General features: G+C 72.5%; 16 protein-coding genes. 8 read left to right on the forward strand and 8 right to left on the reverse strand.

Going from position 1 to position 16,220, the window contains the following annotated elements:
- Positions 1 to 219: 219 nt before the first annotated feature.
- On the reverse strand, positions 220 to 1,707 hold the full coding sequence (locus tag AC07FV_RS18195; RefSeq protein ID WP_479088346.1) for a DUF3152 domain-containing protein: 1,488 nt from the start codon (positions 1,705 to 1,707) through the stop codon (positions 220 to 222).
- A 437-nt stretch (positions 1,708 to 2,144) separates the two neighbouring features.
- On the reverse strand, positions 2,145 to 3,167 hold the full coding sequence (locus AC07FV_RS18200; RefSeq protein ID WP_479088347.1) for an alpha/beta fold hydrolase: 1,023 nt from the start codon (positions 3,165 to 3,167) through the stop codon (positions 2,145 to 2,147).
- A 235-nt stretch (positions 3,168 to 3,402) separates the two neighbouring features.
- Between AC07FV_RS18200 and AC07FV_RS18205 the strand changes: the two genes are divergently transcribed.
- From AC07FV_RS18205 to AC07FV_RS18220, 4 genes are all read left to right on the forward strand, one after another.
- Positions 3,403 to 3,624, forward strand: coding sequence for a hypothetical protein (locus AC07FV_RS18205; protein WP_479088349.1), 222 nt, complete (start codon positions 3,403 to 3,405; stop codon positions 3,622 to 3,624).
- A 211-nt stretch (positions 3,625 to 3,835) separates the two neighbouring features.
- Positions 3,836 to 4,477: a TetR/AcrR family transcriptional regulator gene (locus tag AC07FV_RS18210; RefSeq protein ID WP_053142796.1), complete on the forward strand. Its 642-nt coding sequence runs from the start codon at positions 3,836 to 3,838 to the stop codon at positions 4,475 to 4,477.
- Positions 4,478 to 4,625: 148 nt separating this feature from the next.
- Positions 4,626 to 4,853 (forward strand): DUF3107 domain-containing protein, encoded by a 228-nt coding sequence (locus AC07FV_RS18215; protein WP_479088351.1) that lies wholly within the window; start codon positions 4,626 to 4,628, stop codon positions 4,851 to 4,853.
- Between the two features lie 168 nt (positions 4,854 to 5,021).
- Positions 5,022 to 5,291, forward strand: a complete 270-nt coding sequence (locus AC07FV_RS18220; RefSeq protein WP_383645005.1) for a hypothetical protein — start codon at positions 5,022 to 5,024, stop codon at positions 5,289 to 5,291.
- Positions 5,292 to 5,402: 111 nt separating this feature from the next.
- Here the strand turns inward: AC07FV_RS18220 and AC07FV_RS18225 are convergent, their stop codons facing one another.
- Positions 5,403 to 6,167, reverse strand: a complete 765-nt coding sequence (locus AC07FV_RS18225) for a ferritin-like domain-containing protein (RefSeq protein ID WP_479088353.1) — start codon at positions 6,165 to 6,167, stop codon at positions 5,403 to 5,405.
- Positions 6,168 to 6,705: 538 nt separating this feature from the next.
- On the opposite strand from AC07FV_RS18225, the gene AC07FV_RS18230 reads away from it, so the two are divergent.
- The gene (locus AC07FV_RS18230) at positions 6,706 to 9,282 is read left to right on the forward strand and encodes a DEAD/DEAH box helicase (protein ID WP_479088355.1); all 2,577 of its coding nucleotides are present in this window, start codon (positions 6,706 to 6,708) and stop codon (positions 9,280 to 9,282) included.
- 150 nt (positions 9,283 to 9,432) lie between these two features.
- Positions 9,433 to 10,320: an alpha/beta fold hydrolase gene (locus AC07FV_RS18235; RefSeq protein WP_479088357.1), complete on the forward strand. Its 888-nt coding sequence runs from the start codon at positions 9,433 to 9,435 to the stop codon at positions 10,318 to 10,320.
- Here the strand turns inward: AC07FV_RS18235 and AC07FV_RS18240 are convergent.
- Complete coding sequence (locus AC07FV_RS18240; protein WP_479088609.1) at positions 10,317 to 11,222, reverse strand: NYN domain-containing protein; 906 nt, start codon at positions 11,220 to 11,222, stop codon at positions 10,317 to 10,319. The genes AC07FV_RS18235 and AC07FV_RS18240 overlap by 4 nt on opposite strands.
- 262 nt (positions 11,223 to 11,484) lie before the next feature.
- On the opposite strand from AC07FV_RS18240, the gene AC07FV_RS18245 reads away from it, so the two are divergent.
- Complete coding sequence (locus AC07FV_RS18245) at positions 11,485 to 11,637, forward strand: hypothetical protein (protein WP_320774363.1); 153 nt, start codon at positions 11,485 to 11,487, stop codon at positions 11,635 to 11,637.
- A 68-nt stretch (positions 11,638 to 11,705) separates the two neighbouring features.
- Here AC07FV_RS18245 and AC07FV_RS18250 read toward each other — a convergent pair whose 3' ends face one another.
- The 3 genes from AC07FV_RS18250 to AC07FV_RS18260 form a co-directional block, all read right to left on the reverse strand.
- Positions 11,706 to 12,311: a MarC family protein gene (locus AC07FV_RS18250; RefSeq protein WP_479088359.1), complete on the reverse strand. Its 606-nt coding sequence runs from the start codon at positions 12,309 to 12,311 to the stop codon at positions 11,706 to 11,708.
- Positions 12,312 to 12,366: 55 nt separating this feature from the next.
- Entirely contained in the window at positions 12,367 to 13,224 is an 858-nt protein-coding gene (locus tag AC07FV_RS18255) for a PHP domain-containing protein (protein WP_479088360.1), read from the reverse strand.
- Positions 13,225 to 13,427: 203 nt separating this feature from the next.
- Positions 13,428 to 14,069 carry a DUF6758 family protein gene (locus AC07FV_RS18260; protein WP_479088361.1) on the reverse strand — a complete coding sequence of 214 codons (642 nt, stop codon included), beginning with the start codon at positions 14,067 to 14,069 and terminating at the stop codon, positions 13,428 to 13,430.
- A gap of 173 nt (positions 14,070 to 14,242) precedes the next feature.
- Between AC07FV_RS18260 and AC07FV_RS18265 the strand changes: the two genes are divergently transcribed.
- On the forward strand, positions 14,243 to 15,466 hold the full coding sequence (locus AC07FV_RS18265; RefSeq protein ID WP_479088363.1) for an MFS transporter: 1,224 nt from the start codon (positions 14,243 to 14,245) through the stop codon (positions 15,464 to 15,466).
- Between the two features lie 59 nt (positions 15,467 to 15,525).
- Here the strand turns inward: AC07FV_RS18265 and AC07FV_RS18270 are convergent, their stop codons facing one another.
- Positions 15,526 to 16,122, reverse strand: a complete 597-nt coding sequence (locus AC07FV_RS18270; RefSeq protein ID WP_479088364.1) for a suppressor of fused domain protein — start codon at positions 16,120 to 16,122, stop codon at positions 15,526 to 15,528.
- Positions 16,123 to 16,220: the final 98 nt, after the last annotated feature.

A 16,220-nucleotide genomic window follows, 5' to 3' on the forward strand; every position in this document is an offset into this window, starting at 1 on the left:
TGTAGAACTTTGGTCTCCTTGTTGGGGAAACTGGTGGTGGTCGGGTGTGGGGGGGGGAGGGAGGGGGGGGGGGGGGGGGGGGGGAGGGAGGTTTTCCCCCCCCCCCACCAAAAGGGGTGAACGGTCGTAACTTTCCCGCACGAACGGCGTTCCGTCGCGCTAAGGGATCAAGAAATCACCGTGCGTCACCCTCGCGCCTCTGCAGGCGCGCCGGACCCGTCAACTGTTGGGGTACGCCCAGGCGTTCGGCCGACAGTCGATCCCGTCGTGATCGACGAACTTGGTCTGCTGCTGCATGACGGGGGCCAGCTCGCCGTCCTTGTCGCAGCTGACGTGGTTGAAGCCGATGCGGTGGCCCACCTCGTGGTTGATCAGCATCTGCCGGTACGCGTGGATCGCGTCGCCGAAGGGCTCCGCGCCCTGCGCCCAGCGGTAGGCGTTGATCATCACGCGCTCGGTGGCGGCGGAGTCGCAGGAGACGTTGTCCTCGGTGGTGTCCAGGCCGGACTTGGCGCACCAGTCGGCGGTGGTGCCGGGACTGGCCAGCGTGATCACGAAGTTGGGCTGTCCGGAGTGGATCCGCTCGAAGCTGCGGGCGCCGTCGTGGGCCCAGCTCCGGTCGTCGTTGAGCGTCTTGTGCACGGCCTCGGCGAAGAGTTCCCCGTCCAGGCCGAGCCCCTGCTCGACGTCCACACGGTAGGTGTACTTCTCCCCCTTTCCGGGCCCCTTGGCGATGCCGGGGATCGCGTCGAACCGGCCCGAGCCCTTGAGCGTGGCGCCGAGCGGATACGTCTTCCCCATCTTCTGTGCGTACGTCAGCGGCACCGTGGTCTCCGGCGTGGAGGGCGTCGGCCGCCCTTCCGCCCGCGAGGCGGAGTCGTGCACGTCACGGGCCTGGTCGGTGGCGGCCTGCGACCGCATGTCGTCACCGTCCGCCCCGTCGGCGACCTGACCGGCCACGACGACCGCCAGCACGGTCGTGACGGCCGCCGCGGCGATGCCGGTGAAGGTCCTGCCCTTGCCGCCCTTGACCGGCGCGGGGTCGCCCGTGGGCGCCGCGTCGTCGGCGCCGGAGGCGGTACCACCGTTGCCCCTGCCGCTGCCGTCGTCGGCGCTCCAGTCGGTGACGGTGGAGTACGGGTCCGAGGGCCCCGGGTCGAAGGGCTGCGCGGGTACGGGCGTACGGCGCGGGGGCCGGGCCGTGAAGACGTCGTCGCGCTCACCGAAAGCGTCCAGGTACTCCTGCCGCGGACCTCCCGGCGGACCCTGCCGCTGCCGCGGGAAGGGCGCCCCGGGGCGCGCGGCGGCACCCGAAGGCGGGCCGGCCGGCGTGGCGTGACCGGCGCCCGCGCGCCCGCGCCCGTCCAGCTCGCCCCACCCGCCGCCGGATTCACGCTGCTCGGGATGACCACCACGCACGCGCGGCACGCCGTGCGCGGGCGTGCCGTCGGCAGCTCTCGGCCCTCCGTGCACCGGGGCGCCACCACCGAACCCCGGCACACCGCGCGCCGGAGCCCCGTCCGCCACCCGCGGAAACCCATGGGCCGGAGTCCCGTCCGCCACCCGCGGAAACCCGTGAGCCGGCGTACCGTCCGGCACCCGGGGAAAACCCCCACCGGGCGTCCCGTCGGCGAGCCTCGGGACACCACGTGCCGGAGTCCCGTCATCGAACCTCGGCACGCCACGCGCCGGAGTTCCATCGGACATCCGCGGAAACCCGTGCGCAGGAGTCCCGTCGGACATCCGCGGAACCCCATGCGCCGGCGTACCGTCCGGCACCCTCGGAAACCCCTGCGCCGGCGTACCCCTCGAATCCGTCGGACGGCCACGCCCCGGGGCGCCGTCCGGAGACTGCCGCCCCGACGGTCCCGGCGTGCCCTCCGGAAGCCACCGCCCCGGCCCCGGATACTCCCCGGGCCCACCACGGCCCTCGCCCCGGGCGGCCCCACCCGGGACCCCACGGGCCGGCGCGCCGGGTCCCCCGGCGGTCCCGGATGCCGGTGACGTCTGCTCCCCGGTCCGGGAGCCGGGCGCGCGGCGGCGGCCCAGCAGGCCGGGCCGGCCCTCCCGCGCTGCTGCGGTGATGTCCGCGTCGTCGGCCTTGGGTGCGGGCCCGCGGCGGCTGTGGCGTCCCACGTCGCGCCTCAGCCTCCTGTGCTCTGGTCGGCGGGCTCGTCGTCCACGGCCCTGGCGGTCCTCTCGCCGGTGGCAGGCTGCCCGGTGTCCGCGAGCAGTTCGCGGAACGCCCTGGCCACGGCCTCCGGATACTCCATCATCGCCACGTGTCCCGCGTCCGGCAGGGTCAGCAGCCGGGAGTCGCGGAAGGCTCGGGCGGCGCGCTGGGCCATGCGGTAGCCGACGAGTTGGTCGCGTCCACCGTAGACCAGGAGCGTGGGCGCGAGAACCCGCTCGGCCTGTCGCCACAGCCCGTGCTGGCCGCCCAGGGTGTACGCGTTCACGATCCCGCGCGCCGAACGCGCCATCGCGTCCCAGAAGTACGGCAGCCGCAACCGCCGCTCCATCTCCTCCACGGCGTTGCGGAAGCCTTCCGGGGACACCCGCTCCGGGTCCCCGTAGCAGAGCGTCGTGACGCCGCGCACCCGCTGCTCGGCGGTCCACTCCCTGGTGAGCCGGGTGAACAGCGCCACCACGCCGGGCAGCGCCAGCATCCCCGTCGGCACGGCACTGCGCTGCACACGGAGTTCCGGCAGCGCGGGCGACACGAGGGTCAGCGTCCGCACCAGGTCCGGGCGGGCCGCGGCCACGCGGGTGACGACGGCGCCACCGAGGGAGTTGCCGAAGAGGTGCACGGGACCGCGCCCGGCCGCGTCGAGGAGGCGGACCACCGCGCGCGCGTGCCCCGTGATCGAGTAGTCCCCGTCGTCGGGCGGCGGGGAGTCGCCGAAGCCGGGGAGGTCGACGGCCTCGCTGTCGACGACACCGTCCAGCAGCGGCATCAGCGCCGACCAGTTCTGCGAGGAACCGCCGAGGCCGTGCACGTACAGCGCGGGCGGCAGCCCTTCGCGGGCCGGTGGTCTCGAACGCACCGTCAGCGTGACGCCGGGCAGCTGGACCGACCGGAGGCGCTCGCCGTCCGCGACCTTGACGGCCGCGACCTTCGGCAGCACGTTCGCGGGCGACAGTGACGGCGGCTCGGTCGAAGGCATGCGGCAATGTTACGAGACGATCACGCAGTGGTTCATGTGTTCGCCGTCACAAGTCGGACCGGCGTGTCCGCCCCGTCCACCACTCCCCTTCACCTCGGCCCTCGACCCTCACCCCGCCGCCCGCGGCCCCGCCCGACGCATGGCGTCCGGAACGGGTGTCTCCTAGGCTCATGAAGTGGGCACCCGCGTGTGACCCCCTGAACCTCCAGGGACGTTCGTAGGAAGGGAGCCCAGCATGACCGTCGACCCCACCGACCCCGAGACCTTCGAGACCGGGGCGCAGGACGCGAAGGAAATCGACGTCGAGGCGCCGGACGCCGACGCGGCCGAGCAGCGGACGGACGTCGCCCCGGAGCGCGACGACCCGCTGACCGGCATCGAACCGGACCGTGCCAACGAGGCCGACCTCGCCGAACAGGCGCGGGTGGTCTCCCACGACGAGGACGACTACCGCTGAGACGGGACGCCGCCGAATGGCGGCGAAGCGACTTGCCCAGCGGAAAGGAGCGCCGCCTTCTGCCCGGCCTGGACCCTTTTGAAACCTGTTGTGCAGCTATCGCCACCGTCCGGTCCGTGAAATTCTGCGCTCGCACCGCGCACAGCACGGTTACCGAAAAGTACGATGACGAGGCGGCGCACACCGCACGTGGACGACTATGGGAGGCGGCGTGACAGCCATCGAGCAGACAGAGGCGGTACGCCCGCGGGGCACACGCCTTCCCCGCCGAGCCCGACGCAACCAGCTGCTGGGCGCCGCGCAGGAAGTCTTTGTGGCCCAGGGCTACCACGCGGCCGCCATGGACGACATCGCCGAGCGCGCAGGGGTCAGCAAGCCGGTGCTCTACCAGCACTTCCCGGGCAAGCTCGACCTCTACCTCGCCCTGCTGGACCAGCACTGCGAGTCCCTGATCCAGTCCGTACGGAGCGCGCTCGCCTCGACGACCGACAACAAGCAGCGCGTCCGGGCCACGATGGACGCGTACTTCGCGTACGTCGAGGACGACGGCGGCGCCTTCCGGCTGGTCTTCGAGTCGGACCTGACCAACGAACCCGCCGTGCGCGAGCGCGTCGACAAGGTCACGAACGAGTGCGCCGAGGCGATCTGCGACGTCATCGCCGAGGACACCGGTCTCTCGCGCGCCGAGTCGATGCTGCTGGCCTCCGGGCTGGGCGGCCTCGCCCAGGTGGTGGCCCGCTCCTGGCTGCACAGCGACCGCAGCGTGCCCCGCGACCAGTCGGTGCAGCTGCTGACCTCGCTGGCCTGGCGCGGCATCGCCGGTTTCCCGCTGCACGGCAGCGAGCAGCACTGACGGCGCCGGTTCACGCCGGTTCTGTTCCCGCCGGCTGTTCGCTCTTGGCGTTCTCGGACGCAGCGTGTACGTCCCCTCACCGGGCTAATGTGTGCGGAGTACGGCGCGGAAGATCGCGCACTTCACTGACCGTCGGAGGGACATAGCCGTGGAGGTCAAGATCGGCGTGCAGCACGCGCCCCGCGAGATCGTTCTGGAGAGCGGTCAGACTGCCGAGGAGGTCGAGCGCGTGGTGGCCGAGGCGCTCGCCGGCAAGTCGCAGCTCCTGAGCCTCGTGGACGAACACGGCCGCAAGATCCTGGTACCGGCCGACCGTCTCGCCTACGTCGAGATCGGCGAGTCGACCCCGCGCAAGGTGGGCTTCGGCGCGCTGTAACGGGCGGAAGCAGTAAGGGAGGGGCCCGGCGGTGACTCACCGCCGGGCCCCTCCCTCATGTCGGACGGAGCACAGTTCACCCACAGGGGGAGGGTTGCATTCCGCAGGTCAGGGGTAACCAGACTGTGACCGTTTCGGGCGGGCCGGCCACGTGGGAGGGACCCCGACATGCTCTTGGAAGCGCTCAGCGCCACACTTCTCGGCCTTGCCCTGGCATGGGCCGCCGCCCACCGACTGCCGCACCGTCTCCCGGCCCGCGTCCTGGTCCTGCCGACCGGGATCGCCGGAGCCCTCTTCGGGGCGTTCGTCACGCACACCGCACTGGGTGCCGGTGGTCTCCTGCCGGTCCTGCTGGGCTCGGCCGTGATCTCCGCGGCCTCGCTCTCCCTGCTCCTGCGGCCCGCCGGCAGGCTCCGCCGCCGATCGGCGACCGCCTGACCGGCCGCCTGACCGAGGGCCGGCCCGGGCGCCCCGAGCGGCGACCGGGCCGCATGCCCCACCTGCGACCCGGGCGTCATCCCGTACCGTCGGGCCCGACCGCGATCCGGCTCAGGCGGCCAGACCCAGCGCGGCCATCCGCTTCGTGTGCGCCTCCGTGATGCGGGAGAACATCCGGCCGACCTCGGCGAGGTCGAACCCGTCCGCGACCCCGCCCACGAGCATCGTGGACAGCGCGTCCCGGTCGGCCACCACCCGCTGGGACTGCGAGAGCGCCTCCCCCATCAGCCGCCGCGCCCACAGCGCGAGCCGCCCGCCGACCCGCGGGTCCGCGTCGATGGCCGCACGCACCTTCTCCACGGCGAAACCGGCGTGCCCGGTGTCGTCGAGCACGGCCAGCACCAGCTCACGGGTGTCGGAGTCGAGGCGTGCCGCGACCTCGCGGTAGAAGTCGCTCGCGATGGAGTCGCCGACATAGGCCTTGACGAGTCCCTCCAGCCAGTCCGAGGGGTCCGTCTGCTTGTGGAAACCGTCGTAGGCGGCCACGAACGGCTCCATCGCCCCGGTCGGCTCCTCACCGATCTCGGCGAGGCGGCCGCCCAGGCGCTCGAAGTGGTGGAACTCCGCCGACGCCATCTTCGCCAGCTCCGCCTTGTCCGCCAGCGTGGGCGCCAGCTTGGCGTCCTCGGCGAGTCGCTCGAACGCCGCCAGCTCGCCGTAGGCGAGGGCGCCGAGCAGGTCCACGACCGCGGCACGGTACTGGGGGTCGGCGGCGGCCGTCGCCCAGTCCTGGGCGGCTACTCCGGTGGCACCGGTGGGTTCGGTGGGTCCGGCGGAGGCGGCTGCGGCGTTGCCAGGCTTGTCAGAGCTCGTCATGCAGCGCACAATAACCCGCCCGCCGGCCGCCGGAAGGCCCCCGGTCGGCCTCCGTCCGATCCCGATCCGCCCCCGCTCGTACCTGGTCAGTCGGTGTGACGACGACTACGTGACCAAATCGGCCATCGCGTGTGCGCGAATCCGGGGTATGGTGGTAATGCGCCTGCCGAGTATGTGACGTACGGGTACGTGACATCGTCGTCGGGCCGCACGCATGAGGATGCCCGGTCGGTGGCCCGATCGGCTCCGACCCGACAGCCCTCCCTTGCCGTACACCACGCTGTGTACGGAATCCGGAGGGGGACCCTCAGTGGTACGAGCGCTGGAGCGTCGACAGAGGTCCCGTGTCCTACGGCTCTCCCGCAGGACAGCCGACGTCCCCGACACACGGTCCGGCACGACCCGCGCGCTCGCCTCGCACCACGTACACAGAAGAGGCAGCACCCTGACTACGACGTTTCGTTCCCTCGGAATCCTCCCCGAGACCGCCGAAGCCCTCGAGGCCGTCGGCATCATCAACCCCTTCCCCATCCAGGAGATGACGCTCCCCGTGGCCCTGTCGGGCACGGACGTCATCGGCCAGGCCAAGACCGGCACCGGCAAGACGCTGGGCTTCGGCCTCCCGCTCCTCGAGCGCGTGACCGTACCCGCCGACGTCGAGGCGGGCCGCGCCGCGCCCGAAGCCCTGACCGAGGCCCCGCAGGCCCTCGTCGTCGTCCCGACGCGCGAGCTGTGCCAGCAGGTCACCAACGACCTCCTGACCGCCGGCAAGGTCCGCAACGTGCGCGTCCTGGCGATCTACGGCGGCCGGGCCTACGAGCCGCAGGTGGAGGCCCTGAAGAAGGGCGTCGACGTGATCGTCGGCACTCCGGGCCGCCTGCTGGACCTGGCGGGCCAGAAGAAGCTCAGCCTGAAGCACGTCAAGTGCCTGGTCCTCGACGAGGCCGACGAGATGCTCGACCTGGGCTTCCTGCCCGACGTCGAGAAGATCATCAACATGCTGCCGGCCCGGCGCCAGACCATGCTGTTCTCGGCCACCATGCCGGGTGCGGTCATCGGCCTCGCCCGCCGCTACATGTCGCAGCCCACGCACATCCGCGCCACCTCCCCGGACGGCGAGGGCGCGACGGTCGCGAACACGAAGCAGTTCGTCTACCGCGCGCACAACATGGACAAGCCCGAGATGGTGGCGCGCATACTGCAGGCCGACGGCCGGGGACTGGCCATGGTCTTCTGCCGCACCAAGCGCACGGCCGCCGACCTGGCCGACCAGCTCAAGCAGCGCGGCTTCGCCTCCGGCGCGGTCCACGGCGACCTCGGCCAGGGCGCCCGCGAGCAGGCCCTGCGCGCCTTCCGCAACGGCAAGGTGGACGTCCTCGTCTGCACCGACGTCGCCGCCCGCGGCATCGACGTCGAGGGCGTGACGCACGTCATCAACTACCAGTCGCCGGAAGAGGAGAAGACGTACCTGCACCGCATCGGCCGCACCGGCCGCGCGGGCGCCAAGGGTACGGCGATCACGCTGGTCGACTGGGACGACATCCCGCGCTGGCAGCTGATCAACAAGGCGCTCGAGCTGGGCTTCAACGACCCGCCGGAGACGTACTCCACCTCCCCCCACTTCTACACCGACCTGGGCATCCCGGAGGGCACCAAGGGCGTCCTCCCGCGCTCCGAGCGCACGCGGGCCGGGCTGGACGCGGAGGAGCTGGAGGACCTGGGCGAGCCGGGTGGCCGTGGTGGCCGCACGCGCGGCGACCGGGGTGGCCGCGGTGACCGCGGTGGCCGAGGCGGTCGGGACGAGTCCCGTCCCGCCGAGCGCGAGCGTTCGTCCGGTACGACGCCGCGTCGCCGGCGCCGGATGCGCGGTGGAGCGCCGGTGGACGCGGACACCTCCGCGACGACCAGCGCGCCCGAGGCCGTGACCGACGCCGCGGACACCGCCGCCGACGCGGCCACGGACGCCGCCCAGGGTCCCCGCACCCTGCGCCGCCGACGCCGTACGCGTGGTGGGGAGTCGTCCCGTCGGCCGGCGTCGGCCACCACGACCGACGTCCCCGTCGCGCAGGCGGCGGAGGGCACCGCGGTCGCGGCCTCCGAGACCGCGGAGATCACGGACGCCCCGTCGGGCTCGCGCCGTCGCCGTACCCGTAAGTCGGCCGAGGCGCCGGCCGCCCTGCCGGAGACCACCGCTGTGGTCGAGCCGGCGGCCGACGAGCCGGTGATCGCCGCGGCTCCGGTGACCGAGGCGCCCGCGGAGAAGCCGCGCCGCCGCACCCGCAAGGGCGCCGAACCCGCCGAGGCGACGCTCGCCACGGCGGAGGGAACGGCCGAGCCCGTCTCCGAGCCGACGGAGACGAAGCCGCGCCGCACCCGGAAGACGGCCGCCGCCCAGGCGGAGACCGCCGTCGACACCGCCGAGGCCGCGGAGACCAAGCCGCGGCGCACCCGCAAGACGGCCGCGGCAAAGGCCGAAGCCGTCGTCGACACCGCCGAAGGCACGGTCGAGGCGGCCGAGGCGAAGCCCCGCCGCCGCACCCGGAAGGCGGCCGAGCCCGTCGAGACCGCGGGCGCCACGGCCGGCATCCCGGCTCAGAGCGCGCAGGAGCCGGAAGCGGCCGAGGCCAAGCCCCGCCGCACCCGGAAGGCGGCCGCCACCAAGGCCGAAGCCACCGTCGACACCGCCGAAGGCACGGCCGAGGCAGCGGAGACCAAGCCGCGCCGCCGCACCCGCAAGACCGCGGAGCCCGCCGAGACCGTCGAGACGGCGACCCAGGCACCGGAAACCACCGAGGCCAAGCCCCGCCGCACCCGCAAGACGGCCGCCACCAAGGCCGAAGCCACCGTCGACACCGCCGAAGGCACGGTCGAGGCGGCCGAGGCGAAGCCGCGCCGCCGCACCCGGAAGGCGGCCGAGCCCGTCGAAGCCGCCGCCGGGATCCCGGCCCAGGCCTCGCAGGAGCCGGAGGCCGCACCGCGGCGTCGGACCCGTAAGGCCGCCGCGACCGTCGAGGCGCCCGCTGCGGCTCCCGACGCCGAGGCGAAGCCGAAGGCCCGCCGTACCCGCAAGGCGGCGGCCGCCGGCCGGCCCGCATCGGAGTCCGGCGAGAGCTGATCGGCACCGTTCCCTCCGACCGTCGGCCCGGTCCCGCCACCCAGGCGGGGCCGGGCCGACGGCGTTGCTCCGCCTGGTCGCGGCCTGGTCGCGATCCGACACCCACCCGCCACCCCGCCCCGCGTCCCCCGCCCCGGATAACCTCGGCCCGTGAGCAGGAACGCCGCCTTCGCCCCGCCCCCGGACGCCCGCACGTACCGACTGCGTACCGCGCGCGGTGAGTTCGCCGTCGTCGACTCACCCGTGGCCGGCGGGGCCGAGCCGAAGGGGGTGGTGCTGATGCTGCCCGGCTTCACGGGGAGCAAGGAGGACTTCACGCTGCTGCACGAACCGCTCGGCGCGCGCGGTTACCGTACGGTCGCCGTGGACGGCCGGGGGCAGTACGAGTCCGACGGGCCGGAGCACGACGAGGCCGCCTACGCGCAGACCGAGCTGGCGCAGGACGTGCTGGCGCAGGTGGCCGCCCTCGGGGTGCGGGTGCATCTGGTCGGGCACTCCCTCGGCGGCCAGATCGCACGCGCCGCCGTCCTGCTCGACCGCGCCCCGTTCGTGTCCCTCACCCTGATGTCCTCGGGCCCGGCCCGGATCTCGGTCTCCCAGCAGCAGCGGGTGAAGTTGCTGCGGGACGCGCTCGACACGATGACGATGGCCGAGGTCTGGAAGGTGATCCAGGCGATGGGCCCACCCGAGGAGGTCGGCGGTCCCGCCGTCGGCCCCGGGGACCCGGAACGGCTGCGCAGCCGCTGGCTGGGCACGAGGCCCGCCCAACTCCTCGCCACCGGGCACCAATTGTGCAGCGAACCGGACCGCGTCGCCGAACTCGCCGCGGTGGCGCCCCCCTGCCACGTGCTGTCGGGCGCCTACGACGACACCTGGCCGGTGCCCCTCCTGGACGAGATGGCCCTACGACTGGACGCGCGCCGGACCGTGATCAACGGCGCCGAGCACTCCCCCAACACCGACCAGCCGCTGCCCACCGCCCGCGCGCTGGCCGACTTCTTCGACGATGTCCGGCGCCGCCTCCCGACGACGGCCTAGTACTGCGCCTGAAGATGCTCCCAGAAGCCGTCCCGCAGTGCCCGTCGCAGGTCGGACTGGCCACGGAGCGAGTACTGCAACAGCCCCTCGGCCTCCACCAGGAGGTCCTGGTCCACCGACCCGGGGAGGTAGGGGTGACCGGGGAGGAGTTCGACCAGTGACTCGCGGCCCCGCGCGGCCAGCCACTTCGCGGCGACCTGCGCGCCGACGAACCGGACGTCCTCGCGGGCCGGACGGGAGCCGCCCGTCACCTCGTGGACCTGGGCCGTGCGGCGGGAGACGTACGGCTTGAAGAAGTCGAGGTCGAAGGTGCGCTGGCTGTCCACCTCCCACAGCAGCGGATCGGCCTGGTTGCGACCCTCCGGGGCCTCGATGCCCCACAGGTGGACGCGGGCGCCGTAGCCCTGGGCCGCCTCGACCGCGGAGACCAGGTCCTCGTCGCCGCCGAGCAGGGCCGCGTCGCTGATGGCGCGGTGCCGGGCGAGGGACTCCAGGTCGGAGCGGATGAGGGAGTCGACGCCCTTCTGCTGGTTGTTGGCGTTGAGATTGCCGAGGCGGACCTTCACGTCCGGAAGCTCGGCGATGGACTGCTGCTCGGCGGTGTGGATGCGGCGCCGGGCGCCGTCGTACCAGTAGACCCGCAGCAGGCGGCTGTCGGCGAAGATCGTGCGGGCCGTGTCGATGAAGGCCTCGATCAGCCCCTCGGCGTCCAGATCGAAGGCCCGGCGGTCCTCAGTGCCGGCCACCAGGCGCCCCGCCGCCGCGTAGAGATAGCCGGCGTCGACGAAGATCGCGTGGGTCGAGGGCGTCTTGGCCACCTCGGCGAGCATGCGGTGCAGCAGCTCGTTGGTGCGATCGATGCGGGCGTTCATGGACGCGAGGTCGTCGTTCATCGCCTCCATTGTCCCGGCGGTCACGCTGCGAACACAACTGGTCCCCGTCAGTCTTGTACCGGGACCTGTACCGGGTTTGTATGGGTGCGGGCCGCCCGCCCGGGGTGCATCGCGTACCGGTCAGTAGTTAGACGTTCGAAAAATTTCCTTAGCGTAAGGAATATTTGTAACACGCAGCCCGTTGACTAGGTACGGAAGCCCCGGGCACCGACGACCCGGGAGCCACACCAGTAGTTCTCCTCAGGAGGATGACCAGATCAAGGGAGAGGCCATGCGCTTTGAAGTCATGCGACTCGACGACGTCGACGGAACCCCCGTGGACACGACCGTCGTGGACGCCGCCTCCGTGAACCGCATCGTTCAGCAGGCCGCCGCCATAGGGCAGCGCCTGTGGATCCGCCCCGCCGACACCACGGCGTCGTAGCGCGGACCCGCGCCCGACAACACCGGGGCCCCGCACGGAACGCCGTGCGGGGCCCCGCGCATGTCCGCTCACGCGGTCTGGATCACCTGCGTCACGCCGTTGATGATCTGCTGCACGGCGATCGCGGAGAGCATCATGCCGGCGAGGCGGGTCACCAGGACCACGCCGCCGTCCTTGATGACCCGGATGATCAGCAGCGAGTAGCGCATCACCAGCCACAGCACCACGTGGATGGCGAGGATCGCCGCCCACACCGACACCTGCGTGGCCGCGCTGTCGGCCTTCTCCACCGCCAGGATGACCGACACGATCGCCCCGGGCCCGGCGAGCAGCGGCATGCCCAGCGGGACGAGGGCGACGTTGACGTCCTTGGTCTGCTTGGGCTCGTCCGTCTTGCCGGTGAGCAGGTCCAGCGCGATCAGCAGGAGCAGCAGACCGCCGGCGATCATCAGCGCGGGCACGGAGACGTGCAGGTAGTCCAGGATCTGGTGCCCGAGCAGACCGAACACGGTGATCACGCCACCGGCGACGCAGACGGCCTGGAGGGCCATCCGCTTCTGCACCTTGGCGGGGCGACCGGAGGTCAGCGCGAGGAAGATCGGCGTGATCCCGGGAGGGTCCATGATCACGAAAAGGGTCAGGAAGAGGGAGCCGAAGACGGCGACGTCGAACATGGGTGAGGTACTGGCCTTGCGGAGAAGTGAAGGGCGGGCGTGCGGGAGGCGGGTCTCAGACCCCGCCGGCCCCCGGCACGGGGAAGGCCCCGAACGCCCGTCGCGTGATCTCCCCGTACACCTCGGGGTCCGTCGTGTACTCGCCGAGCACGCAGGCCTTCCGGCTGCCGTGGTAGTCGCTGGAGCCGGTCGTCAGGAGCCCCAGCTCCTTCGCCATGCCCCGCAGCCGGGCCCGGGTGTCCGCGTCGTGGTCCATGTGATCGACCTCGATGCCGTCGAGTCCGGCGGCCGCCAGCTCGGCGATCGTGGCCTCCGGCACCGTGCGGCCCCGCTTGGCGGCGGCCGGGTGGGCGAAGACGGCGACGCCGCCCGCGCCCTTGACCAGCCGGAGCGCCTCGAAGGGGTCGGTCTCGTGCTTCGGCACGAAGACCCGGCCGCCGTCGGCCAGCCAGTCCGCGGTGAAGGCGTCGCTCACGGTGGGTACGACGCCGAGTTCGACGAGGGCGGAGGCGACGTGCGGCCGTCCGACCGAGCCGTCACCGGCGATGCGCGCGACCTGCTCCCAGGTGACGGGCACGCCCAGCTCGTTCAGCTTGGCGACCATGCCCTGGGCCCGCGGCACCCGGTCGTCCCGGACCAGCTCGCGCTCGGCGAGCAGGGCGGGCTCCTCGGGGTCGAAGAGGTAGGCCAGCATGTGCATGCTGACGCCGTCGACCCGGCAGGAGAGTTCCGCGCCGGTGACCAGGGTGAGCCCCTCGGGGAGCGCGGCGACGGCCTCGGCGTGGCCGCGGGTGGTGTCGTGGTCGGTCAGCGCGATGACGTCCAGCCCGGCCGTGGCGGCCTTGCGCACCAGCTGGGACGGGGTGTCCGTGCCGTCGGACGCGGTGGAGTGGGTGTGCAGATCGATGCGCACGACGCTGACTCCAAGCGGTGACGGGACGGAAGGGGACGCTCAAGGATAACCGGAACTCCGGCCCCCACCGTCACACCCGAAGCAGCCCTGCGCCCCCTACACGGCCGTCGGCGCCCCTCCGCGGACGGACCGGCGCCTCCCCACGCCCGCCGCATCGGCCCGGCACCTCCCCGCACCCGTGAGGTCCGGCGGGGAACCGACCCCTATGGCCGGAGCAAGCGCGGTGACAGCGCCCCGCACGGCACCAGGTCGACCTCGGCGCCCGCGTCCCGCAGATCGGTCAGCACCAGTTCCTCGTACATCAGCAGCCCCGACCGCTCAGGCCACACGACGGCCCACAGCCACAGCCCGAGGGCCTCGCCGGCGAAGACGGCCCGGTCGGCGGGGGCGCCGGAGACGTGCCAGAGGGGAGTCGGGCGGCCCGCGGCCAGCACCTTGGCCTGGGGCGGCTTCTCGACGTTCATGTACGGCCCCGGGTCCGGGGCGTCGATGCCCGCGTAGCGCGCTCCGAGACCGACGCCGAGTTCCTCGGCGATCAGGATCAGCTCACCCATGCCCCCGAGGGGGCCGGGCCCGGAGCAGGCCACGGCTGTCGCCCGGCCGCCGCTGCGGTCGTCGCCCGCGCAGGCCACGCCGGTGAACAGCCAGCCGACCGGCAGCGGCCACGGCATCCACACCGGCACCTGAGTGCGGTGCACCACGACGCCGAGCGCCTCGACGCTGGGCGGAAGCACGGGCTGCATCGGGTGCACGGTCCCGTGCAGGTCGCACTGCCAGGAATCGGCGAAGAGGCCGGGCGCCCTGACCCGGCCACCACACTTCGGGCAACTGGGTTCGCCCCTCATAGAGCCCCACGGTCCTACCCGCACCCGCCCGCGTCAAGGACGATCACCCATCCGGGCGGAAGGGGCCCGTCGGACCGGGCCGACCCCGGCAACATTAGATGTATGTTGCATTTATTAGCCGGGCTAACATACTATGTGTAAACACCAACCATTCACGTCGTCACGGAGCAAGCATGGACCCCTTCGACGCGGGTGCCGGCGGCATCCTGCGGCAGCCCAAGGCGGTGTGGGCGACCGCCGGGGCGTCCGTCGTGGCCTTCATGGGCATCGGACTCGTCGACCCGATCCTGCCGTCCATCGCCAAGGGCCTGGACGCCGACGCAGGCCAGGTCTCCCTCCTGTTCACCTCGTACTTCCTCATCACCGCCCTGGCGATGCTGGTCACCGGTTTCGTCTCCAGCCGCATCGGCGGACGCAAGACCCTGCTGCTCGGCCTGGCCTTCGTCATCGTCTTCGCGGGCCTGGCGGGCACCTCCGACACGGTCGGCCAGCTGGTCGGCTACCGGGCGGGCTGGGGCCTCGGCAACGCGCTGTTCGTCTCCACGGCGCTCGCCGTCATCGTCGGCGCGGCGGCCGGCGGCAGCGCCGCGGCGATCCTGCTCTACGAGTCCGCCCTCGGCCTCGGAATGGCCTGCGGGCCGCTGCTCGGCGCCCTGCTCGGCGACGCCAGCTGGCGCTACCCGTTCTTCGGCACGGCGTTCCTGATGGCGATCGGCTTCCTGTGCATCACGGTGTTCCTCAAGGAACAGCCGAGGCCGGCCCGCAGGACCTCCCTGCTGGACCCGCTCAGGGCGCTGGGCCACGGCGGTCTCGCCTCCGCAGCGGTCTCGGCGTTCTTCTACAACTACACGTTCTTCACCGTGCTGGCCTTCACGCCGTTCGTGCTGAACATGTCCCCGTACAAGTCCGGCGCCGTGTTCTTCGCGTGGGGCGTCCTGCTCGCCGTCTTCTCGGTCCTCGTGGCACCGCGCATGCAGAAGCGCTTCGGCTCGCTGAAGGTGCTCGGCGGCTCACTGGTGCTGCTCGCCGCCGACGTCCTGGTCCTCGGCTACGGCGACCACACCACGGCCATCGTCTGCACGATCCTGTCGGGCGCCTTCATCGGCGTGAACAACACGGTCTACACCGAGCTGGCCCTCGGCGTGTCGGACGCGCCGCGTCCGGTGGCGAGCGCGGGCTACAACTTCGTGCGCTGGTTCGCCGCGGCCGCGGCCCCCTACTTCGCGCCGAAGATCGAGGAGTGGACCGACATCCACCTCCCCTTCGTGGTCGCGGCGGTCACCGCCGCCCTGGGCGCGGTCGTGGTCGTCGTACGGCGTCGCGCGCTCACCTACGAGGCGGAGGCGCTGGAGCCCGGGCACGCGACCGAGGACGGAGTCGCGGTCTTCGCCGACTGACCACCGATGCCACCGACGCCACCGACCGACGAGCGGTGTGCGGTGTGCGGTGAGTTCCGTCACTCCAGCGGGACGGACCTGCGGGACGGATCGCGCAGGTCCGTCCCGTGCGTCAGCCAGCGCTCCTGGAGCGCCTGCGCGCCGTGCACCCGCTTCCACGCGGCCTCGTTCGGCGTCATCGGCAGCAGCGGCAGGAACCGTACGGCGTCCAGCGGCGCGTCCAGCTCCAGGTCCTCGACCAGGCCGCCCGGCTCGGCCACCAGGACCGAGGTGAAAGGGGCCCCCGGCCACAGCGGCTCACCGACGTCCAGCGAGGCGCCGGGCGCCACGATCACACCCTCGACCTGCGGCGACGCGGCGAGCACGGCGAGCGGGCGGAGCACCTTGCCGGTGTCGGCCAGGCCGTCCCGGACGGAGAGGACCAGCTCGGCGCGCGGGCCCTTGACCGGGTCGGCGAGCACCGCCGTGGGGTCCGCCATGGGCTGGGCCGACATGCCGAGCGTGGCGTAGCGGACGATGTCGCCCTCCTGGCCACCGCCCGGGAAGCGGAGCACCTCGATGCGGTCGGTGCCGAGGAAGGTGACCGCCGCGCGCGCGTCCGGCTCGCCCAGCGCGCTCAGCAACCGGGCTTCGACCAGAGGAAGAACATCAGCCATGCGGCGAGCATAGAACTCGTAGGGAAGCGGCAAAGCGGCGCCTTGACAGGTCACGTGACTGGTACTCTGGCCAGCGTTCGGGGCAGCACGCAGAAGCG

It is taken from the genome of Streptomyces sp. NPDC045956, assembly GCF_056430705.1.